The organism is Paracoccus shandongensis, from assembly GCF_017315735.1.
GTDB classification, from domain to species: Bacteria; Pseudomonadota; Alphaproteobacteria; order Rhodobacterales; family Rhodobacteraceae; genus Paracoccus; species Paracoccus shandongensis.
Map to the genome: position 1 here is coordinate 62,081 of NZ_JAFLRK010000012.1, position 19,609 is coordinate 81,689.

The following is a 19,609-nucleotide window of genomic DNA, read 5'->3' on the forward strand; positions in this document are numbered from 1 at the left end:
ACAGCGGCCCCGGCACCAGCTTCGCCCGGCAGCGGGAGGACGGGCCATGTCCCCCTGAAGCGAGAGCTGCGGCATGATCCCCGGCGCGCCGGTCATGGATCTTGCGGGCCTTTACTGCGGTCCCGCCCCCGATCCGGGCGCGATCTGGATGCGCTGGAACCTCGATCCGCTGCTGCTGGCCGCCCTGGCGGGATTGGCGCTGGTGCCGGGCCGGTCCCGGCCGGGGGCTGCGGCGGCGCTGGTGCTGGCGGTGGCCTTTGTCTCGCCGCTGTGCGCGCTGTCGGCGGCGCTGTTTTCCGCGCGGGTGGTCCATCACCTGCTGCTGGTGGCCGTTGCCGCGCCGCTGGTCGCGCTGGCCTGGCCCGCGCGCAGGCCGCGTGCCGCCGCGCCCTTGTTCGTGGTGGCGACGGGGGTGCTGTGGGCCTGGCACCTGCCGCAGGCCTATGACGCGGCGATGGCGAACAAGGGCCTCTACTGGATCATGCAGGCGACGCTGCTGGCATCCGCCACCGCCTTCTGGCGGGCGGTGCTGGCGCCGGGACAGCCGGTGGGGCAGGCGGGGCTGCTGATCCTGGGGGCCTATATGCAGATGGGCCTTCTGGGGGCGCTGCTGACATTCGCGCCCGAGGCGCTTTATGCCATCCACCAGCAGGCGCCGCTGGCCTGGGGCTTCACGCCGCTGTCGGACCAGCAGTTGGGCGGCATCGTCATGTGGGTTCCGGCGGGCATCCCCTATGCCGTCCTGGGCGCATGGGTGGCGCGGCGGGGCTGGCGGCAGTTGCAGGCCCCCGCCCCATGATCCCCTGGCTGGATCCGGTCATCCCGCATCTGAAGGCGCTGCACGTGATCGCGCTGGCGCTGTGGGTGGGGGGCCTGTTCGGCCTGCCGGTCATGCTGTCGCGCCACGACCCGGCCATCGGGCAGGCCGATTTCACCCGGATCCGGCTGGCGTCCCACATCAGCTATGTCTGGGTCGTCACGCCCGCCGCCGTGACGGCCATCGTCGCCGGAACCTGGCTGATCTTCTTGCGAGAGGTCTTTGTCCCCTGGATGTTCGCCAAGCTGGTCTTCGTGGCCCTGCTGATCGGCTTTCACGCCTGGATCGGCCACCACATCGTCCAGGTGGGCGAAAGCGACGGACACCACCGCACGCCGCGCCCGCTGGTGCCGCTGCTGGTCCTGCTGGTGCCCGTGCTGGCCGTCCTGGTCCTGGTCCTGCTGAAGCCCCCGCTGGGCGGCATCCCGATCCCCGGCTGGCTGGCCGAGCCCCTGGGCCGTCAGCTGCCGGTGTCCGAGGTGCCCAGATGATAGTCGAAGACCAGCCTGCCGCCATGCCACCCGGTCGCGCCCACCATGACCACGCTGAAACCCGACAGCAGGATGCCGTAAGGCAGCACCGCGTCCTCGAACCCGTAAAGCCTGTAGCCCCAGTTCGCCCCCAGGATCGACAGCAGCACGACCGCGATCCCGGCATGGGTCCAGGCGGCGGCGCGCGCGCGGATGCCCGGCACGAACAGCAGTTCCAGCGTTCCGGTAAACGCCGCCGCGACCCCGATCAGGAAGGCCATGCCCCCGGCCCACAGCGCGGCCCGCGCCCAGAAGGCGTCGCCCGTCCACCAATAGAACAGGTCGGCCCCGAAGGTGCAGAAGGTCAGCGCGACCGGGAAGGCCACGCTCATCGCGTGCAGGGGGTGGCCCGCGATGGCCACCAGGGACGAGGTCTGGTGAAAGCCCGGCAGGCCGGCCACCGGATCCTCGAACTGGCCCTCCTTGCCCGCGCCCGGCGGATCGTCGGTTTCCTGCTTGCCCCGCGTCTTGTCCCCGGTCATCGGCGCGTCCTTTCCAGGATGGTCATCGGGGGCACAACGCCGCTGATGCTGGCGGGTTGCGAGGACCGGCTGTCCGCCCTCCACCCCGCCGGGCCCGCCGCCGCCCTCATCGCGACCCTGTGGTGGGTGATGTTGGCGGGCGCGGCGGCGATCCTGGTGCTGGTGCTGGTGCTGCTGGCGCTGGCCTTCCGCCGGGGGGGCGGGCCGTCCGCCGGGGACAGCCGGGGCGAGGCGGTCTGGATCAAGGGCCTTGGCCTGGGCTTCACGATGACCGTTCTGGCCGCGCTCACCGCCTGGGGGTTGTGGATCGGCGAAAGGCTGCTGCCGCGCCCCGGTCCCGGCGTGGTCGCGGTCGAGGCCCAGGGCCGGCAATGGGCCTGGCGCTTCACCTATCCCGACGCGCCCGGCCGCGTGACCGAGGGGGCGCTGCACATCCCCGCGGGCCGCCCCGTCGATGTGCGCATCACCAGCGCCGACGTGATCCACAGCTTCTGGGTGCCGCGCCTGGCGGGCAAGCTGGACGCGATCCCGGGCCATGTGAACGTGCTGCGCATCCAGGCCTGGGCGCCGGGCGAATACGCGGGCCTTGGCGCGGAATTCAACGGCCCGGGATACCGCCGCCACCATTTCACCGTGGTCGCCCATGACGCGGCCGCCTGGGACGCCTTTCTGGCAGGGGAGACGCCGTGACCGACAAACCCCGTCTGACCGCGCTGCGGCTGCACAAGGCGCTGCATCCGATCTGGAAGAACGATCCCGGCTGGAAGGGCAGGTTCACGACCGTCAACAACAACGACATCGGCACCATGTTCATCCTGGGCGCCACCGGCATGTTCCTGGCGGGCGGGATCCTGGCGATGCTGATCCGGGCGCAGCTGGCATCGCCCCGCTCAGTCTTCATGGGCCCCGAGGTCTACAACCAGATCTTCACGATGCACGGGACCATCATGATGTTCCTGTTCGCCATCCCCTTTTTCGAGGCGCTGACCGTCTTTCTGCTGCCGGGGATGCTGGGCACGCGCGACCTGGCCTTTCCCCGGCTCAGTTCCTATGGCTTCTGGTGTTACATGATCGGCGCCACCATCATGATCCTGGCGCTGGTCGCGGGGGTCGCGCCGGACGGCGGCTGGTTCATGTATCCGCCGCTGTCGTCCTCCGCCTTCTCGCCCGGCATCAACACCGACATCTGGCTTCTGGGCATCAGCTTCATCGAGATCTCGGCCATCGGTGCGGCGGTCGAGGTGGTGGTGACCGTGCTGCGCTATCGCGCAGTCGGCATGACGCTGGACCGGCTGCCGATCTTCGCCTGGTACATGCTGGTCGTGGCGGTGATGATCCTGACGGCCTTTCCGCCGATGATCCTGGGATCCCTGATCCTGGAACTGGAACGCGCCTTCGACATGCCCTTCTTCCAGGCCGAACACGGCGGCGACAGCCTGCTGTGGCAGCACCTGTTCTGGCTGTTCGGCCACCCCGAGGTCTATATCATCTTCCTGCCCGCGGCGGGCGTCATTTCCATGATCCTGCCGGTCATGGCGCGCACCACGCTTTTGGGTTACGGCTGGGTGGTGGCGGCGGCGATATCCCTGGCCGTCCTCAGCTTCGGGCTGTGGGTGCATCACATGTTCACCACCGGCATCCCGCATATGGGCCTGGCCTTCTTCTCGGCCGTGTCTACCCTGGTGGCGGTGCCGACGGGGGTGCAGATCTTCGCCTGGATCGGCACGCTGTGGAAGGGCCGGCCCGAACTGCACCTGCCGATGCTGTGGATCCTGGGGTTTTTCGTGACCTTCGTGATGGGCGGGCTGACGGGCGTGATGGTCGCCATGGTGCCCTTCGACTGGCAGGCGCACGACACCTATTTCGTGGTGGCGCACCTGCATTACGTCCTGATCGGCGGCTATGTCTTTCCGATGATCGCGGCTGTCTATTACTGGCTGCCGGTCCTGACCGGGCGCAAGCGGTTCTTCCGCATGGGCGAGGTGGCCTTCTGGCTGGTCATGGCGGGGTTCCATGGAACCTTCCTGCTGCTGCATTGGGCGGGGCTTCTGGGAATGCGGCGGCGCATCGACAGCATCGAGGCCGGTTCAGGGTGGGAGGGGATCAACCTGCTGGCATCAATCAGCGGCTTCGTGCTGGCGATCGGCTTCGCGCTGGTGATCCTGGACGTGGCGGTGAACGCCTTTGTCGCGGTGCGCGGGCGGCGCAACCCGTGGAACGCGGGCACGCTGGAATGGGCGACGCCGATCCCGGGGCCCGCCTACAACGTCGCCTCGATCCCCGTGGTGGCCAGCCGCTATCCGCTGCACGACAACCCCGGCCTGCCCGTCCAGATCGCGCGCGGCGAGGGCTTTCTGGGCAACCCCGTCCGCAACCGGCGCGAAACGCTGGCCGTCAGCGTGGCCCGGGCCGAGCCCGAGTTCATCGCCGTCTTTCCCCAAAACTCGATCATCCCCTTTGCCATGGCGGTCGTCACCAGCGTCATGTTCATGGCGCCGGTGTGGAAATGGTATGGGCTGATGCTGGCCTCGGCCCTGGGGGTGACGGCGCTGGCGATGTGCTGGGCCTGGCAGGGCGGCTCGCGCCGGGACGAGGGGCTGCTGGACGCGGGCCGGGGGGTGTCCCTGCCGCCCCATACCGAGGTTCCCTGTCCCCCCGGCTGGTGGGGATCGCTGTTCCTGCTGCTGGCCGACGGGGTGCTGTTCGGGTCGCTGCTGTTCGGCTATGCCTTCCTGTGGACGGTCGCCCCCAACTGGCCGCCGCCCGCGATCCTGGAACCCGGCGGTTTGGGCCCGGTCCTGGCGGCGGGCGGGGTGGTCCTGGCCTGCGCCGGGATCCGCCTGGCCGACCGCGCGATCCGCAAGGCGGGGGTGCCGTGGATCCGCCTGGGGGCCAGCCTGGCCGGGCTGGCCGCCCTGGGCGCGGCCGCCTGGACCGTGTTCGGCGGCACGACCCATGACGCCCATGCCTATGACGCGACGCTGTGGGTGATCGCGGGCTATGTCGTCTTTCACGCCGGGGTCGCGGGGCTGATGGTGCTGTTCCTGATGGCCCGCATCCGCGCGGGCTATGTCTCGGCCCGGCGGTTCGGGGATGCGCGCGTGGTGCGGCTGTGGATCGACTATGCCGCGCTGACCGCCATCCTGGGACTTGGCGCGGCCTGGCTGCCTGGGTGGCTGGCATGAGCGACATCCTGCGCCTGTCCCTGCCGCTGACGGTCTGGATCGCGGCCTTCAGCGCGGTTTACGGCCTGGAAGGGGTGGTCTGTTCCGACCGCTGGACCGGGGCGGGGCTGACCCTGGGCCAGGGCCGCGCCGCGCTGGTCGCGGCCGGGGCGCTGGCCATCGCGCTGCAACTCGCCCTGCTGGCCGGGTTGCGCTTGCCGCGCTTCGCCTCGGCCCTGCCCTGGGTGCAGCGGACCGCCGCGATCCTGGCGGGCGTGGCGCTGGTCGCCACGGTGTGGAGCCTGGTGCCCGTCGTCGCCACCTCGCTCTGCCTCTAGGGAACCCGCAGCCCCCGGCGCTGTTGATACCGCGAAGGCCAGGGAACCATCCGCATGGAAAGCGCATCACCCCCCATCGACCTGCCCGACGATCTTCGCCGCGGCCTGGACATCGCAGCGGGCGAGGCAGGCAAGACCCCGTCCCAGATCGTCGTCGAGGCGCTGGAACGCCTTGGCATCGAACGGCTGAGCGCCGACCAGTTCCAGAAGCGCCTGACGGGTTCGCAATAGCGCCCGGGGCCGTCCCGCCCGCACGAAAATAGAAGGAGCCTGCATGGATATCAGCCGCACGGGCGATGTCTGGTGGAAGAACGCCGTCATCTATTGCCTGGATGTCGAGACGTTCCAGGACGGCAATGGGGACGGCATCGGCGATTTCGTCGGCCTGACGCAGCGCATCGACCACCTGGCCGGCCTGGGCGTGACCTGCATCTGGCTGATGCCCTTCTATCCCACGGCGAACCGGGACGACGGCTATGATGTCACGGATTATTACAGCGTCGATCCGCGCCTTGGCACGCTGGGCGATCTGGCGGTCTTTCTGCGCACGGCGCGGGACCGCGGCATCCGGGTGATCGCGGATCTGGTGGTCAACCACACCTCGGACCGGCATCCCTGGTTCCAGGCGGCGGCATCCGACCGGACCTCGGCCTTCCGCGACTGGTATGTGTGGCGCGACGAGATCCCGCCGGGCGCGCCCGACGACCTTGTCTTTCCCGACAAGGAGACCAGCAACTGGGAATGGCACGAGGAAACCGGCCAGTATTACCTGCACCGCTTTTACCGCCACCAGCCCGACCTCAACATCGGCAATCCCCAGGTCCGCGACGAGATCCACAGGATCGTCGGCTTCTGGCTGCAGCTTGGCCTGTCGGGCTTTCGCGTCGATGCCGTGCCCTTCCTGCTGGAAACCAAGGGCCTGGACGCGCCGGAACTGGACCCCCACGACTGGCTGCGCGACCTGCGCCGCTTCATCATGCGCCGCTGCGGCGACGCCCTGCTGCTGGGCGAGGTGAACCTGCCCTACCAGGACGTGCGCCGCTTCTACGGCGACGATGGCGGGGGAGAGCTGAACATGTGCCTGGACTTCAACATGAACCAGGCGCTTGCCCTGGCCCTGGTGCGCGAGGATGCGGGGCCGCTGGTCCACGGGCTGCGGGCCATGCCCAGGCTGCATCCCGACGACGGCTGGGCGCATTTCGCCCGCAACCACGACGAATGGTCCCTGGACAAGCTGACCGAGGCCGAGCGGCAAGAGGTGTTCCGCGCCTTCGGCCCCGACAAGGACATGCGGCTGTTCGGACGCGGGCTGCGCCGCCGCCTTCCCGCCATGCTGAAAGGGGACGCCGCCCATCTCCGGCTGGCCTACAGCCTTGTCTTCGCCCTGCCCGGCGCGCCCGTCCTGTTCTACGGCGAGGAGATCGGCATGGCCGAGAACCTGGACATTCCCGGCAGGCTGGCCGTGCGCAGCCCGATGCAATGGTCCGACGAACCCAATGGCGGCTTTTCCACCGCGCCCGCCGACAAGCTGCTGCGCCCCCCGGTCCCGGGCCGCAAATGGGGCCCGTCCGCGATCAACGTCGCGGCGCAGGAAGGCGACCCGGACTCGCTGCTGATCTGGATGGAGCGCCTGGTCCGCCGCCGCCGCGAGATGCCCGAGATCGCCTTCGGGGAATGGAGCTTCGTTCCCTTCCCGGATGCCGCGATCCTGGCGCTGCGCCATGACTGGGGCAAGCGGACCGTCCTGCTGCTGCACAACCTGGGCAAGCGGCCCTGCCGGTCCGAATGCAAGCCCGACGGCGGTCGCTCCTTTGGTTCCCTGACGCCCATCCTGGGGCAGGGCACCGTGCGCCAGGCCCGCGACGGTACCCTGGCCATCGACCTGCCCGCGCATGGCGTGCTGTGGCTGCGCGCCCATCCCCAGGCCGAGGTCATCAACGCGCCCTGAGGTCATGGCGGCGATCCGCACTCGATTCCCGGCGAGAGGTGTAATAGGGAAAAACCGATCAGGCCGGACATCCCCCCGGCCCCCTTCCATGCAGGAGCGGCGGATGCCCGACACCCCCCTGGACCCCGGCGAGCGCAACTGGTCCGACGCGATTTCCCCCACCGAGGAGATCATCGACGAGGCCCGCCAGGGCCGCATGTTCATCCTGGTCGATCACGAGGACCGCGAGAACGAGGGCGACCTGGTCATCCCCGCCCAGATGGCCACGCCCGCCGTCATCAACTTCATGGCGACCCATGGGCGCGGGCTGATCTGCCTGTCGCTGACCGGCGCGCGCATCGACGCGCTTGGCCTGCCGCTGCTGTCGCCCAAGAACTCCAGCCGGCACGAGACCGCCTTCACCATGTCGATCGAGGCGCGCGAGGGCGTGACCACCGGGATTTCCGCCCAGGACCGCGCGCATACCGTGGCGGTGGCGATCGACCCGGCCAAGGGCGCGGCCGACATCGCGACGCCCGGCCACATCTTTCCCCTGCGCGCCCGCGAAGGCGGCGTGCTGGTGCGCGCTGGCCATACCGAGGCCGCGGTGGACGTGGCGCGTCTGGCGGGGCTGAACCCCTCGGGCGTGATCTGCGAGATCATGAACGACGACGGCACCATGGCGCGCCTGCCCGACCTGGTGGTCTTTGCCCAACGGCACGGGCTGAAGATCGGCACCATCAGCGACCTGATCGCCTATCGCCGCCGCCACGACAACCTGATCGCCGAGCGCGGCCAGAGGGCCGTCCAGTCGGTCCATGGCGGCGACTGGACCATGCGCCTTTTCGCCGACGAGATCACGGGCGCCGAACATATCGTGCTGACCAAGGGCGACCTGGCGGCCCCCGGCCCCGTCCCGGTGCGGATGCATGTCCTGGATCCGCTGCACGACGTTCTGGGCATCGGGCGGGAAAACGCCGGCACCCTGGGCCAGGCGATGCGCATGATCGCCGACGAGGGCCGGGGCGTGGTCGTGCTGTTCCGCGACATCGCGCCCCGCCTGCCCCGCCAGGACGAGGTGTCGTCCCACGTCCTGCGGCAATACGGGTTGGGGGCGCAGATCCTGTACTCGCTGGGGCTGTCGGAACTGGTGCTGCTGACCAATTCCGCGCCCGTGCGCGTGATCGGCCTTGACGCCTATGGCCTGTCCATCCATTCCACCCGTCCGATCCAGGGATAAGCCATGGCCGCCAGCATCGACCATCACCACCTGCCGCGGCCCCGCATCCAGGGCGCGCGCCTGCTGATCGTGGTGTCGCCCTATTACCGCCAGATCGCCGAAGGCCTGGTCACCGGGGCCCGCGCCGTCATCCAGTCCGCAGGCGGCGAGGCGGACCTGGCCGAGGTGCCCGGCGCGCTGGAAATTCCTACCGCCATCGCGCTTGCGGCCCGCCGCGATCTGTATGACGGCTATGTGGCGCTTGGCTGCGTGGTCCGGGGCGAGACGACGCATTACGACACGGTCTGCAACGACAGCTCTCGCGGGCTGACGCTTCTGGGGTTGCAGGGCCATTGCATCGGCAACGGCATCCTCACGGTCGAGAACCTTGCCCAGGCCGAGGTCCGCGCCGACCCCCAGGGCCAGAACAAGGGCGGCGGCGCGGCGGCGGCGGCGCTGCACCTGATCGCGCTGAAGCGCCGGTGGGATCGGGTGTAAGCGGCCGAAGGCTTGCCGATCACCAGGGGCAGGTCCGCAAGGCCTTCGTTCTGCATCCGGGTGTCCGGCACCGTCAGGCTGGCCGCCGTCGATGCCCGGGCTGATCGTGGTCGCGGCGCGGTCGGTTGATGACCATGCCGCATTTCCGTCCGAACGACAGGCAAGCCAGCCCGAGTGATGGTTGATGCAGTGGCATGGCGTGAACAGCGCCGCATCGACACTTGTTTGCGCCAGCGGCTAGCCCAGCATCGGCCGCACGGCCTGCTGGACCGACAGCAGCGCGGGAAGATAGCGGGCGCGGACCTGGTCGGCCCCGTCGGCCATGGCGGGATAGCCGACATTCAGGGCGGCCACGACCCTGCCGCGCGCGTTCAGCAAGGGCACGGCGACGGAACACAGGCCCATCTCGACCTCCTGGTCGATCATGGCAAAACCCTGCCTGCGGACTTGGGCCAGTTCGGCCAGGATCTCGGCCAGGGCGGTGCGGGTCAGGGGGGTGCGGGCGGGCAGGGGGCCTTGGCCCAGGCGGGCGCGGGCCTCGTCCTCGGGCAGGGCGGCCAGCAGGACGCGGCCCATGGAGGTGCAATAGGCGGGCAGGCGCGACCCCGGCATCAGCGAAATCGCCATCAGCCTGCGCTGCGCCGCGCGGGCGACATAGACGATCTCGGCCCCGTCCAGCATCGAGGCGGACGAGCTTTGCCCGATCTCCTCGGACAGGCGGTCCAGGAAGGGCTGCACGATCTGCGGCAGGGGCATGGTCGCCAGGCAGGCCGTGCCAAGCCGCAGCACGCGGGGGGTCAGGGTGAAGAACTTGCCGTCGTAATCGGCATAGCCGTGATGGGCCAGCGTCAGCAGGCAACGCCGCGCGGTGGCGCGGTCCAGCCCGGACGCCGCCGAAACCTGGGAAATGGACTGGCGGGGGCGGTCGGCGGTGAAGGTCTCGATCACCGCAAGGCCCTTGGCCAGCCCGCCCATCATGTCGCGTTCGGTGATCATCCGCGCCTTTTGTGCGATATGGTAACAAATGCACCATAGCGCACAACGGCGGTTTACGGCAACCCCCCGGCTGGCCTATCCCTGCCGGGCACAGGAGGGTCTTGATGGACAAGAGGATATCCAGCCTCGCCGCCGCCGTGGCGGGGATCGAGGACGGCATGACCGTGATGATCGGCGGCTTTGGCGGATCGGGCGCCCCGATCGAACTGATCCATGCGCTGATCGACCGATACCGGGCGACCGGCAGCCCGAAAAACCTGACGGTCATCAACAACAACGCGGGCAACGGCCATGTCGGCATCGCCGCGATGATCGAACAGGGCATGGTCGCGAAGATGGTCTGTTCCTTCCCCCGGTCCGCCGATCCGCGCGTGTTCACCGAACGCTATCTGGCCGGAGAGATCGACCTGGAACTGGTCCCGCAGGGCACGCTGGCCGAACGCATCCGCGCGGGCGGGGCGGGGATCCCGGCCTTCTACACGCCGACCGGGTTCGGCACGGACCTGGCCAAGGGCAAGCCGGTCGCGGAATTCGACGGGCGGTCCTATGTGCAGGAACGCTGGCTCAAGGCCGACGTGGCGCTGATCAAGGCGGAAACCGGCGACCACCTGGGCAACCTGACCTACCGCATGGCCGCGCGGAACTTCGCGCCGATCATGGCGATGGCGGCGGCGCGCACGGTCGCGCAGGTCAGCCGCGCCGTTGAGCCCGGCGGCATCGACCCCGAGGCGGTCGTCACCCCCGGCATCTTCGTGGATTGCATCGTCGAGGTTCCCAACCCCGCGCAGGAAGAGGATCTCAACCGTGCGAACGCTTATTACCCCGAGGTGACGGCATGACCGCCAAGCTGACGAACGCCCAGATCGCCTGGCGCGCCGCCCAGGACATCCAGGATGGGGCCTATGTGAACCTTGGGATCGGCTTCCCCGAGATGGTGGCCCGCTTCCAGCCCGAGGGCCGGCAGGCGGTGTTCCACACGGAAAACGGCATCCTGGGCTTTGGCGAGGCCCCTGCGCCCGGCCAGGAGGACTGGGATCTGATCAACGCGGGCAAGAAGGCCGTGACGATCAAGCCCGGCACCGCCTTCTTCCACCACGCCGACAGCTTTGCCATGGTGCGCGGCGGGCATCTGGACGTGGCGATCCTGGGCGCCTATCAGGTGGCCCAGAACGGCGACCTGGCGAACTGGTCCACCGGCCCCAAGGGCGTGCCCGCCGTGGGAGGCGCGATGGATCTGGTCCATGGCGCGAAACGCGTGGCGGTCATCACCGATCACGTCACCAAGGACGGCAAGCCGAAGCTGGTCGCCGCCTGCACCCTGCCGCTGACAGGGGTGGGTTGCGTGACCCGCGTTTATACCAGCCTGGCGGTGGTGGACATCGTGGATGGCTGCTTCGTGCTGCGCGAGAAGCTGGCCGCGCTGTCCCTGGACGACCTGCAATCCCTGACCGGCGCGCCGCTGCATCTGGACGGTGCCGTGGCCGACCTGACCTGCCCCGAGGTGTGACATGCCCGACGTTTTCATCTGCGATTACATCCGCACGCCCATCGGCCGCTTCGGGGGCGCGCTGGCGATGGTGCGCGCCGACGACCTGGGCGCGGTGCCCCTGCGGGCGCTGATGGCGCGCAACGCGGGCGTGGACTGGCAGGCCGTCGATGACGTGATCTTCGGCTGCGCCAACCAGGCGGGAGAGGACAACCGCAACGTGGCCCGCATGTCGTCCTTGCTGGCGGGCCTGCCGGTCGAGGTGGGCGGCACCACCATCAACCGGCTTTGCGGGTCGGGCATGGACGCGGTGATCCAGGCCGCCCGCGCCATCAAGGCCGGAGAGGCCGAGCTGATGATCGCGGGCGGCGTGGAATCCATGTCGCGCGCGCCCTTCGTGATGCCCAAGGCGGAAAGCGCCTTCAGCCGCAGCAATGCCGTTTACGACACCACCATCGGCTGGCGCTTCGTGAACCCCTTGATGGAGGCGCAATACGGCGTCGACTCGATGCCCGAAACGGCCGAGAATGTCGCGGAAGATTTTTCCATCAGCCGCGAAGACCAGGACGCCTTCGCGCTGCGGTCCCAGCAAAAGGCCGCGGCGGCCCAGGCCAACGGGCGGCTGGCGGTGGAAATCACCCCCGTGGAAATCCCGCAGCGCAAGGGCGACCCCAAGATCGTGGACCGCGACGAGCATCCGCGCGAAACGACGCCCGAGGCCCTGGCCGCGCTGAAGGCGCCGTTCCGCAAGGGGGGTTCGGTCACGGCGGGCAATGCCTCGGGCGTGAACGACGGGGCGGCGGCGCTGATCCTGGCCTCGGAAGACGCGGCCCGGCGGCACGGGCTGACGCCCATTGCCCGCGTGCTGGGCGGGGCAGTGGCGGGCGTTGCCCCGCGCATCATGGGCTTTGGCCCGGCGCCTGCGTCCAAAAAGCTGATGGCGCGGCTTGGGCTGACCCCCGCCGATTTCGACGTGATCGAGTTGAACGAGGCCTTTGCGTCCCAGGGCCTCGCCACCCTGCGCGACCTCGGGATCGCCAACGACGACCCGCGCGTGAACCCCAATGGCGGGGCCATCGCACTTGGGCATCCTCTGGGCATGTCGGGCGCGCGCATCACCGGCACGGCGGCGCTAGAACTGGCGCGCACGGGCGGCAGGCGGTCGCTGTCCACCATGTGCATCGGCGTGGGGCAGGGGATCGCGGTGGCGCTGGAACGGGTGTGACCCGCCGGGGGCGATTAACATCCTGTTAATGTCCTGGCCGGATCGGTCCTTGCCTGTCATGCCGATGCAGGCATTATGGGTGAAACTGCCTGTCTGGACCCGCCCATGAAATCCTGCATCGCTACCGTGTCCCTGCCCGGCAAGTTCGCCGAGAAACTGGCTGCCGCGCAGGCCGCGAAATTCGACGCCATCGAGATCTTCGAGCAGGATTTCGTCGCCTCTGACCACACCCCGCGCGACGTGGGCCGGATGGTGCGCGACCACGGGCTGGAAATCGCGCTGTTCCAGCCCTTCCGCGACTTTGAGGGGCTGCCCGAACCCCTGCGCAGCCGCGCCTTTGCCCGCGCGGAACGCAAGTTCGACCTGATGGCGGAACTGGGCACCGATCTGGTGCTGTTCTGTTCGTCCACCCACCCGGCGGCGATGGGCGGCATCAGCCGCGCCGCCGACGACCTGGCGGAACTGGGGGACATCGCCGCGCAGCGCGGCATCCGCGTGGGATACGAGGCGCTGTGCTGGGGCCGCCATGTCAACGACCACCGCGACGCCTGGGAAATCGTGCGCCGCGCCGATCATCCGAATATCGGGCTGATTCTGGACAGCTTTCACACGCTGGCCCGCCGCATCGACCCCGACACGATCCGGCGCATTCCCGGCGACAAGATCTTCTTCGTGCAGCTGGCCGACGCCCCCGCGATCGAGATGGACCTGCTGTATTGGTCGCGCCATTTCCGCAACATGCCGGGCGAGGGCGACCTGGACGTGACCGGCTTCATGCGCGCGGTGATGGCTGCGGGATACACCGGCCCGATCAGCCTGGAGATTTTCAACGACCAGTTCCGGCGCGGAATGCCCCGGCTGGTGGCGCAGGACGGGCACCGGTCGCTGGTCCACCTGATGGACGCCGTGCGCCGCACTGAGCCGCAACTGCCCGCCGTCCTGCCCGACTTCCCCGGCCCCGTCGCGGTGGAGGGGGTCGAGTTCGTGGAATTCGCCACCAGTCCCGAGGATGCGGGCCGGCTGGAAGGGTTCCTGGCCTCGGCCGGGTTTGCGCCGGTGGGGCGGCATCGGTCCAAGCAGGTGCGCCTGTGGCGGCAGGGCGGGGCGAACCTGCTGGTGAACTCCGAACCCTCGGGCTATGCGCATGCCGCCTGGCTCAGCCATGGCACCGGCGTGTCCGAGGTGGGGCTGACGGTCCCCGACCCGCAGGGCGCGGTCACGCGCGCGACCTTCCTGGACGCGCCGGGCCACGCCGAACTGCACGGGCCGGGGGAACTGTCGATCCCCGGCATCCGCGGCGTGGGCGGCAGCGCGCTGCGCTTCCTGCAAGGCGGCGCGGTCAGCCTGTGGGACGTAGACTTCACCGTGGACCAGCCGGTCCAGCCGGGCGCAGGGCTGACCGGCGTGGACCATATCGCGCAGACCATGGCCTATGACGAGATGCTCAGTTGGTCGCTGTTCTACACCTCGATCTTCGCGGCGGACAAATCGCCGATGCTGGACGTGGTCGATCCCGACGGCCTGGTGCGCAGCCAGGCGATCCGCGCGGGGAACTTGCGCGTCACGCTGAACGGCGCGGAATCGCGGCGCACGCTGGCGGGCCGGTTCATCGAGGATACCTTCGGGTCGTCCGTGCAGCACCTGGCCTTCCGCACGGACGACATTTTCGCCACCGCCGCCGCCATGGCCGAACGCGGCTTTCCGGTGCTGAAGATCGGCGCCAACTATTACGACGACGTGGAAGCCCGCTTTGGCCTCGATCCCGCGCTGCGCCGCCGGATGCAGGCGCTGAACATCATGTATGACGAGGAGCCGGGCGGCCAGTTCTTCCAGTTCTACAGCGAGGCGCAGCCGGGCGGACTGTTCCTGGAGATCGTGCAGAGGAACGGCGCTTACGGCGGCTACGGCGCGCCCAACGCCCCCTTCCGCATCGCCGCACAGAAACGCAGCGAACGCCCCGCCGGAATGCCCGCGCGGTAGCGATCATGCGCGAGATGACCCTGCGCCAGGTCGAGGTGATCCGCGCCGTGATGATGGCGGGCACCATCCAGGGCGCGGCCAAGCTTTTGAACGTCAGCGCGCCGGGGATTTCGCGGCTGGTGAAATACACCGAAAGTTCGCTGGGGATCCGGCTGTTCGAGCGCAAGGGCGGGCTGTTCGTGCCGTCAGCCGAGGCCGAGGCGATCTTCGAGATGATCCACCAGGTCTACCGCCAGATGGAGAACCTGAACGGCGCCGTGGGGGCCTTGCGCAAGGGCGAGGATGTGCGCCTGTCCTTTGCATCCGCCCCGTCCATCGCGCAGTTCATCGCGGCGCGCGCGATCCGGGGCGTGCGGCAGCGGTTTCCGGATCTGTTCATCGACCTCAACATCCTGAAGATCGAGGAGACGACCGACTACCTGCTGCTGGACCGGGGCGAATTCGTGATCATGTCCTCGGCCGTGGAGAACCCCGCCCTGTCCTGCGAGCCGCTGGCGCATGGGCGGCTGGTCGCCATCGTCCCGGACGGGCATCCCCTGGCGGCCAAGCGCACGATCTCGGTCCACGACCTTGCGGCCGAGGATTTCGTGGGCGTCCATCCCGACGACCCTTATGGCGCGGCCTTGGCGAAACCGTTCCGCGATGCCGGGATCACGCCGCGATACACGATGCGGGGGCGGTTCGCGCAGACGGTGGTCAGCCTGGTGCGGCACGGGTTGGGGGTCGCGGTGATCGACGAGTTTTCCGTGGCCGAGGTTTATCTGCCCGGCGTTACCCGCCGCCCGCTGGCGGAAAGCGCGGGCATCACGGCCTGGGTGCTGACCCGCAAGGGGCGGCAATTGTCCAGCTTTGCCGAATATGCCATCGACCGCTTTCGCCGCGAGTTGGCGCAGGCGGTGGCGCGGGACGATTGGGGCAGCCCGCCGGGATAAGGGTGGGGTTTCACCCCACCCTGCGACCCGCCCGTCAATAGCTGATCGCCGCCGTCCGGCGCAGCTCGTCCGCCGTGGGCTTGCCGAAGCCGAAGAAATCCAGATAGGCGGGGATCTGTTCGAACAGCATGTCGGTGCCGACCTGGTATCGGCAGCCGCGCTCGGCGGCGGCGGCCAGAAAGGGCGTCATCTCGGTCTTCAGCACCACCTCGCCCACGAAGGCTGCGGGGTCGATGCGGGTCACGTCCACGGGCAGCGGATCGTCCGCGTTCATGCCCAGGGGGGATGCGTTCACCACCAGTTCGAACCCCGCCGGATCGCGGCTGCCGGTTTCCACGCGCAGGGCCGGATAGGCCGCCATCAGCCGCCCCGCCAGGGCTTGCGTCGCCGCCGGGTTGGGATCGAACAGCGCCAGCCGCGCCACGCCCGCACGCGCCAGCGAGGCCGCGATGGCCGACCCCACCCCGCCTGCGCCGACCACCAGCGCGCCGATCCCGTCCAGCCGCTGCCCCTTGGCCAGGACGCCAAGCACAAACCCCTCGCCGTCGAACATGTCGGCTTCCAGCGCGCCATCGACGCCAAGCCGCAGGGCATTGGCCGCCCCCGCGATCCGGGCCGTGACCGACACGCGGTCCGCCAGGCCGATGGTGGCGACCTTGTGCGGCATGGTGATCAGCGCGCCGTGGATGTTCGACAGCCGGAAGACCAGCGGCAGGAAGGCCGCGTAATCCTCGGGCTTGCAGCCCATCGGCACCACCACGGCGTCGATGCCCCGCGCGTCGAACCAGGGGTTATAGATCATCGGCGCCTTGAAGGTGCTGGTGGGATAGCCGATATGCGCGATCAGCCGGGTCGTGCCGCTTATCATCAATGCCTCAATGGTGCAGGATTTCGCCCAGGAAATTCCGGGCGCGTTCGTGTTTCGGGGCGCGGAAGAATTCCTCGGGGGTGTTTTCCTCAAGGATCTCGCCATCGGCCATGAAGATCACCCGGTCGGCGACCTGGCGGGCAAAGCCCATCTCGTGCGTGACGCAGATCATCGTCATGCCGTCGCGGGCCAGGCTCACCATGGTGTCCAGAACCTCCTTGACCATCTCGGGGTCAAGGGCGCTGGTCGGTTCGTCGAACAGCATGGCGATGGGCTCCATGCACAGCGCGCGGGCGATGGCCACGCGCTGCTGCTGGCCGCCGGACAGTTGCGCGGGGTATTTTTCCGCCTGGTTGCCGATGCGCACGCGGTCCAGGTATTTGCGGGCGGTCGCCTCGGCTTCCGCCTTGGAGATGCCGCGCACCCGCATGGGGGCCAGGGTGCAGTTTTCCAGGACCGTCATGTGCGGGAACAGGTTGAACTGCTGGAAGACCATGCCGACCTCTCGGCGCACGGTGTCGATGGCCTTCTGGCCGTCGTCCAGCTTGGTCCCGTCCACGACGATGGTGCCGGACTTGATGGTTTCCAGGTGGTTGATGCAGCGGATCAGCGTCGATTTGCCAGACCCGGACGGGCCGCAAAGGACGATCTTTTCGCCGCGCCGGACGTTCAGGTTCACGTTCTTCAGGGCATGAAAGGCGCCATACCACTTTTCGACGTTTTCCATGCGGATCAGATAGTCTTCGGTCATGATCTCCCTCCTTCGGGATCAAGGACGATGCGGGTGCCGGTGGCGGCGGATTGCTTGACGGCCTCGATGACGCGCAGGGTTTCCAGCCCCTCGCGGCCCGACACCAGCGGCGCTTCCTCGCCCCGGATCACGCGGGCGAACTGGCTGACCTGCCGGGCCAGCGGGTCTTCGGCGGGCACCTTTTCCCGGCTGGTTTCCAGCGGCGCATACCAGCTTCGCTCGCCCTGCGCGCGGCGCAGCGTCAGGGACGGCAATGCCAGCGAGCCATGGGTACCGCCGATCAGGTAGCAGTCCTGGTCCACCTGCGGATAGGCGGGGTTTTCGCCGCTGTTGGCCTCCCAGCTCCAGGCGGCGACGGTGGCGTCGCAGACGCTGGCGGTGGCCAGGACGCCGCTGGCGAATTCTAGCAGGATGACCGAGGTATCCTCGACCGCATGGCCGCGCGCGCCGTTCGATTCGGCCGCCGTGACGGCGGTGATGTCGCCCAGCAGGAAGCGCAGGTTGTCGATGTCGTGGATCAGGTTCAGAAAAACCGGCCCCGCGCCCTTTTCGCGCCGCCAGGCCACGTCGAAGTAATCGTCGGGCTTGTGGACCCAGAACATCGCGTTCGCCACCAGGGGACGGCCGATGGCGCCCCCGTCGATCATCTGCCTGGCGCGCTGCATCAGCGGGTTGTGGCGGCGGTGATGGCCGGTCAGCAAGGGCACGCCCGCCGCATCCGCCGCCGCCACCAGCCGTTCGGCATCCGCCACGCTGTCGCAGAGCGGCTTTTCGACCAGCACGGGCAGGTTTGCGGCGATGCAGTCCAGACCGTGCTGCATGTGCATCCCGTTCGGCGTCGCCACGATCACGCCGTCGGGGCGATACGCCAGCGCCTGGTCCAGCGAGGCCGCCCAAGGCGCGCCGTATTCCGCCGCCACGTCCCGCCCCACCGGATGCGGGTCGATGACGCAGGCCAGATCCGCGTCAGGCGACGCCGCGACATGCATCGCGTGCCGCCTGCCGATCAGGCCCGCGCCCATGACGGCGATGCGGGGTGTCATGCGTCCGGTCCCGCCAGCGACACGATCCGGCGCAGGGCCAGGCGGTATCCTTCGGTCCCGCAGCCCGCGATCACGCCGTCCGCGCGCAGGCTGACATAGGAATGGTGGCGGAACGCCTCGCGCTTGTGGACGTTCGAGATATGGACCTCGATCACCGGGCCGTCGAAGGTGTTCAGCGCATCCAGGATCGCGACCGAGGTGTGGGTATAGGCGGCGGGGTTGATGACGATGCCCGCGCCGTCCTCGCGCGCCTCGTGGATCCAGTCGATGATCTGGCCTTCGGTGTTCGATTGCAGGAAGCGGATCTGAACCCCCAGGTCCGCCGCCAGGGCCGCGCAGTCGCGTTCCACATCGGCCAGGGTTTCCGACCCATAGATATGCGGCTGGCGCTTGCCCAGCAGGTTCAGGTTGGGACCGTTGAGGATATAGACGAGCTTGGGCATGGGTGTTCACTTCCAGGGCAGGGGATGCCCGGCGGGATGGCCGCCGGGCGGTTGGTTTACTGGGCGATGGTGAAGGGCACGCCTTCCATTTCCGCGGGCAGTTGCGGCGGATCCATGTTCATCCAGGTGTTGTAGATGCCCTTGAATTCGTCCGTCGCCATGAATTCCGTCAGGAAGGCGTTGACGGTCTGGTTCCAGTCGGCCTCGCCCAGACGGGTGCCGACGCCGTTGTACAGCGCGGTCAGGGGCATCTTGTTTTCGTATTTGCCGGGCGCGCCTGCCTCGATCCGGGTGATGTAGAACTGGTTGCCGCCCACCGCATCGACCTGGCCCGACAACAGCGCCTGGATGGTCGCCGCGTCGTCGTCAAAGCGCATGATGTTGGTGCCTTCCGGCGCAAGCGCCGTCAGCGCGGTGTCCTGCGCGGCGGACCGGGGCACGCCGATGCGGTAATCGGCCAGCTTGTCGGGGCTGGACATGTCGGCGTCCTTCGGCCCCACCACCGACATCTGGTTCGCGGCATAGGGGACCGAGAACTGGATCGACTGCGCCCGTTCCGGGTTCATGGCCATGGTGGCGAACAGCACGTCCACCTTGTCGGTGGTCAGCGCCGGGATGCGGTTGGCGACGGCCAGGGGCACGAACTCGGCCTCGACGCCGAGGTATTCGGCGAAGGCGCGGCCCATGGCGGCGTCGTATCCGTCGGCCTGCCCGGCGGAATTGATGCAGCCCCAGGGGCAGTTGTCGCCCTGGATGCCGATGCGGATGGTGCCCGAGGCCTTGGCCTCCTCGACCGAGCGGGCGTCGGCGGGGGCGGCGCTGAGCGCGGCAAGCGCCAGGACGCCGGCGGCGGCGATGCGGGTGAAGTTCAGCATGGTTATCCTCCCTGAATGCGGACCTGTGGTCCTTT

The 19,609-nt window shown here is 68.8% G+C and carries 21 protein-coding genes and 1 pseudogene; 14 read left to right on the plus strand and 8 right to left on the minus strand.

The window, feature by feature from the left end; genetic code table 11:
• Nucleotides 1–73 precede the first annotated feature (73 nt).
• Both JX613_RS10015 and JX613_RS10020 read left to right on the plus strand, forming a co-directional pair.
• On the plus strand, nucleotides 74–799 hold the full coding sequence (locus JX613_RS10015; RefSeq protein ID WP_207101316.1) for a cytochrome c oxidase assembly protein: 726 nt from the start codon (nucleotides 74–76) through the stop codon (nucleotides 797–799).
• The gene (locus JX613_RS10020; protein WP_207101317.1) at nucleotides 796–1,308 is read left to right on the plus strand and encodes a CopD family protein; all 513 of its coding nucleotides are present in this window, start codon (nucleotides 796–798) and stop codon (nucleotides 1,306–1,308) included. The genes JX613_RS10015 and JX613_RS10020 overlap by 4 nt, the downstream gene beginning before the upstream one ends.
• Here JX613_RS10020 and JX613_RS10025 read toward each other — a convergent pair.
• Nucleotides 1,278–1,829, minus strand: a complete 552-nt coding sequence (locus JX613_RS10025) for a DUF2231 domain-containing protein (protein WP_237168487.1) — start codon at nucleotides 1,827–1,829, stop codon at nucleotides 1,278–1,280. The two genes, JX613_RS10020 and JX613_RS10025, sit on opposite strands and share 31 nt — an antisense overlap.
• Nucleotides 1,830–1,874: 45 nt before the next feature.
• Between JX613_RS10025 and JX613_RS10030 the strand changes: the two genes are divergently transcribed.
• The 7 genes from JX613_RS10030 (at nucleotide 1,875) to JX613_RS10060 (ending at nucleotide 8,975) form a co-directional block, all read left to right on the plus strand.
• The gene (locus tag JX613_RS10030) at nucleotides 1,875–2,519 is read left to right on the plus strand and encodes a cytochrome c oxidase subunit II (RefSeq protein ID WP_237168488.1); all 645 of its coding nucleotides are present in this window, start codon (nucleotides 1,875–1,877) and stop codon (nucleotides 2,517–2,519) included.
• 14 nt (nucleotides 2,520–2,533) lie between these two features.
• Entirely contained in the window at nucleotides 2,534–5,014 is a 2,481-nt protein-coding gene (gene ctaD, locus JX613_RS10035; protein WP_207101350.1) for a cytochrome c oxidase subunit I, read from the plus strand.
• A complete protein-coding gene (locus tag JX613_RS10040; RefSeq protein WP_207101319.1) occupies nucleotides 5,011–5,331 on the plus strand; it encodes a hypothetical protein in 321 nt (106 codons plus the stop codon). The genes ctaD and JX613_RS10040 overlap by 4 nt, the downstream gene beginning before the upstream one ends.
• Nucleotides 5,332–5,385: 54 nt before the next feature.
• Entirely contained in the window at nucleotides 5,386–5,562 is a 177-nt protein-coding gene (locus tag JX613_RS10045; protein WP_207101320.1) for a hypothetical protein, read from the plus strand.
• A 43-nt stretch (nucleotides 5,563–5,605) separates the two neighbouring features.
• Entirely contained in the window at nucleotides 5,606–7,279 is a 1,674-nt protein-coding gene (locus JX613_RS10050; protein ID WP_207101321.1) for an alpha-amylase family protein, read from the plus strand.
• Nucleotides 7,280–7,382: 103 nt separating this feature from the next.
• Nucleotides 7,383–8,498 (plus strand): 3,4-dihydroxy-2-butanone-4-phosphate synthase, encoded by a 1,116-nt coding sequence (gene ribB / locus JX613_RS10055; RefSeq protein WP_207101322.1) that lies wholly within the window; start codon nucleotides 7,383–7,385, stop codon nucleotides 8,496–8,498.
• Between the two features lie 3 nt (nucleotides 8,499–8,501).
• Complete coding sequence (locus JX613_RS10060; RefSeq protein WP_207101323.1) at nucleotides 8,502–8,975, plus strand: 6,7-dimethyl-8-ribityllumazine synthase; 474 nt, start codon at nucleotides 8,502–8,504, stop codon at nucleotides 8,973–8,975.
• Between the two features lie 75 nt (nucleotides 8,976–9,050).
• Here JX613_RS10060 and JX613_RS20395 read toward each other — a convergent pair.
• Nucleotides 9,051–9,209, minus strand: a pseudogene (locus tag JX613_RS20395) (creatininase); the annotation flags it as partial.
• A 3-nt stretch (nucleotides 9,210–9,212) separates the two neighbouring features.
• Complete coding sequence (locus JX613_RS10065; RefSeq protein ID WP_207101324.1) at nucleotides 9,213–9,971, minus strand: IclR family transcriptional regulator domain-containing protein; 759 nt, start codon at nucleotides 9,969–9,971, stop codon at nucleotides 9,213–9,215.
• 104 nt (nucleotides 9,972–10,075) lie between these two features.
• Between JX613_RS10065 and JX613_RS10070 the strand changes: the two genes are divergently transcribed.
• The 5 genes from JX613_RS10070 to JX613_RS10090 all read left to right on the plus strand — a co-directional run bounded on the left by JX613_RS10070 (nucleotide 10,076) and on the right by JX613_RS10090 (nucleotide 15,594).
• Nucleotides 10,076–10,810 (plus strand): 3-oxoacid CoA-transferase subunit A, encoded by a 735-nt coding sequence (locus tag JX613_RS10070; protein WP_207101325.1) that lies wholly within the window; start codon nucleotides 10,076–10,078, stop codon nucleotides 10,808–10,810.
• Nucleotides 10,807–11,478 (plus strand): 3-oxoacid CoA-transferase subunit B, encoded by a 672-nt coding sequence (locus tag JX613_RS10075; protein ID WP_207101326.1) that lies wholly within the window; start codon nucleotides 10,807–10,809, stop codon nucleotides 11,476–11,478. Before JX613_RS10070 ends, JX613_RS10075 begins: the two co-directional genes overlap by 4 nt.
• 1 nt (nucleotide 11,479) lies before the next feature.
• Nucleotides 11,480–12,682 carry a 3-oxoadipyl-CoA thiolase gene (gene pcaF, locus JX613_RS10080; protein ID WP_207101327.1) on the plus strand — a complete coding sequence of 401 codons (1,203 nt, stop codon included), beginning with the start codon at nucleotides 11,480–11,482 and terminating at the stop codon, nucleotides 12,680–12,682.
• 105 nt (nucleotides 12,683–12,787) lie between these two features.
• Nucleotides 12,788–14,662: a bifunctional sugar phosphate isomerase/epimerase/4-hydroxyphenylpyruvate dioxygenase family protein gene (locus tag JX613_RS10085; RefSeq protein WP_207101328.1), complete on the plus strand. Its 1,875-nt coding sequence runs from the start codon at nucleotides 12,788–12,790 to the stop codon at nucleotides 14,660–14,662.
• A 5-nt stretch (nucleotides 14,663–14,667) separates the two neighbouring features.
• Nucleotides 14,668–15,594 (plus strand): LysR family transcriptional regulator, encoded by a 927-nt coding sequence (locus JX613_RS10090; protein WP_207101329.1) that lies wholly within the window; start codon nucleotides 14,668–14,670, stop codon nucleotides 15,592–15,594.
• 34 nt (nucleotides 15,595–15,628) lie between these two features.
• Here the strand turns inward: JX613_RS10090 and JX613_RS10095 are convergent, their stop codons facing one another.
• The 5 genes from JX613_RS10095 to JX613_RS10115 are packed head-to-tail and all read right to left on the minus strand — an operon-like array spanning nucleotide 15,629 to nucleotide 19,574.
• Nucleotides 15,629–16,462 (minus strand): shikimate dehydrogenase family protein, encoded by an 834-nt coding sequence (locus tag JX613_RS10095; protein ID WP_207101330.1) that lies wholly within the window; start codon nucleotides 16,460–16,462, stop codon nucleotides 15,629–15,631.
• Nucleotides 16,463–16,469: 7 nt separating this feature from the next.
• The gene (locus JX613_RS10100; protein WP_207101331.1) at nucleotides 16,470–17,213 is read right to left on the minus strand and encodes an amino acid ABC transporter ATP-binding protein; all 744 of its coding nucleotides are present in this window, start codon (nucleotides 17,211–17,213) and stop codon (nucleotides 16,470–16,472) included.
• A complete protein-coding gene (locus JX613_RS10105; protein WP_207101332.1) occupies nucleotides 17,210–18,256 on the minus strand; it encodes a Gfo/Idh/MocA family protein in 1,047 nt (348 codons plus the stop codon). Before JX613_RS10105 ends, JX613_RS10100 begins: the two co-directional genes overlap by 4 nt.
• Nucleotides 18,253–18,699 (minus strand): type II 3-dehydroquinate dehydratase, encoded by a 447-nt coding sequence (gene aroQ / locus JX613_RS10110; RefSeq protein ID WP_207101333.1) that lies wholly within the window; start codon nucleotides 18,697–18,699, stop codon nucleotides 18,253–18,255. Before aroQ ends, JX613_RS10105 begins: the two co-directional genes overlap by 4 nt.
• A gap of 56 nt (nucleotides 18,700–18,755) precedes the next feature.
• Nucleotides 18,756–19,574: a transporter substrate-binding domain-containing protein gene (locus JX613_RS10115; protein WP_207101334.1), complete on the minus strand. Its 819-nt coding sequence runs from the start codon at nucleotides 19,572–19,574 to the stop codon at nucleotides 18,756–18,758.
• Nucleotides 19,575–19,609: the final 35 nt, after the last annotated feature.

Excerpts from the sequence above, each read along its gene's own strand:
- JX613_RS10015 (WP_207101316.1), top strand. The coding sequence starts at position 74 with ATGATCCCCGGCGCGCCGGTCATGGATCTTGCGGGCCTTTACTGCGGT.
- JX613_RS10020 (WP_207101317.1), top strand. The coding sequence starts at position 796 with ATGATCCCCTGGCTGGATCCGGTCATCCCGCATCTGAAGGCGCTGCAC.
- JX613_RS10025 (WP_237168487.1), bottom strand. The coding sequence starts at position 1,829 with ATGACCGGGGACAAGACGCGGGGCAAGCAGGAAACCGACGATCCGCCG.
- JX613_RS10030 (WP_237168488.1), top strand. The coding sequence starts at position 1,875 with ATGCTGGCGGGTTGCGAGGACCGGCTGTCCGCCCTCCACCCCGCCGGG.
- JX613_RS10040 (WP_207101319.1), top strand. The coding sequence starts at position 5,011 with ATGAGCGACATCCTGCGCCTGTCCCTGCCGCTGACGGTCTGGATCGCG.
- JX613_RS10045 (WP_207101320.1), top strand. The coding sequence starts at position 5,386 with ATGGAAAGCGCATCACCCCCCATCGACCTGCCCGACGATCTTCGCCGC.
- JX613_RS10050 (WP_207101321.1), top strand. The coding sequence starts at position 5,606 with ATGGATATCAGCCGCACGGGCGATGTCTGGTGGAAGAACGCCGTCATC.
- ribB (WP_207101322.1), top strand. The coding sequence starts at position 7,383 with ATGCCCGACACCCCCCTGGACCCCGGCGAGCGCAACTGGTCCGACGCG.
- JX613_RS10060 (WP_207101323.1), top strand. The coding sequence starts at position 8,502 with ATGGCCGCCAGCATCGACCATCACCACCTGCCGCGGCCCCGCATCCAG.
- JX613_RS10065 (WP_207101324.1), bottom strand. The coding sequence starts at position 9,971 with ATGATCACCGAACGCGACATGATGGGCGGGCTGGCCAAGGGCCTTGCG.
- JX613_RS10070 (WP_207101325.1), top strand. The coding sequence starts at position 10,076 with ATGGACAAGAGGATATCCAGCCTCGCCGCCGCCGTGGCGGGGATCGAG.
- JX613_RS10075 (WP_207101326.1), top strand. The coding sequence starts at position 10,807 with ATGACCGCCAAGCTGACGAACGCCCAGATCGCCTGGCGCGCCGCCCAG.
- pcaF (WP_207101327.1), top strand. The coding sequence starts at position 11,480 with ATGCCCGACGTTTTCATCTGCGATTACATCCGCACGCCCATCGGCCGC.
- JX613_RS10085 (WP_207101328.1), top strand. The coding sequence starts at position 12,788 with ATGAAATCCTGCATCGCTACCGTGTCCCTGCCCGGCAAGTTCGCCGAG.
- JX613_RS10090 (WP_207101329.1), top strand. The coding sequence starts at position 14,668 with ATGCGCGAGATGACCCTGCGCCAGGTCGAGGTGATCCGCGCCGTGATG.
- JX613_RS10095 (WP_207101330.1), bottom strand. The coding sequence starts at position 16,462 with ATGATAAGCGGCACGACCCGGCTGATCGCGCATATCGGCTATCCCACC.
- JX613_RS10100 (WP_207101331.1), bottom strand. The coding sequence starts at position 17,213 with ATGACCGAAGACTATCTGATCCGCATGGAAAACGTCGAAAAGTGGTAT.
- JX613_RS10105 (WP_207101332.1), bottom strand. The coding sequence starts at position 18,256 with ATGACACCCCGCATCGCCGTCATGGGCGCGGGCCTGATCGGCAGGCGG.
- aroQ (WP_207101333.1), bottom strand. The coding sequence starts at position 18,699 with ATGCCCAAGCTCGTCTATATCCTCAACGGTCCCAACCTGAACCTGCTG.
- JX613_RS10115 (WP_207101334.1), bottom strand. The coding sequence starts at position 19,574 with ATGCTGAACTTCACCCGCATCGCCGCCGCCGGCGTCCTGGCGCTTGCC.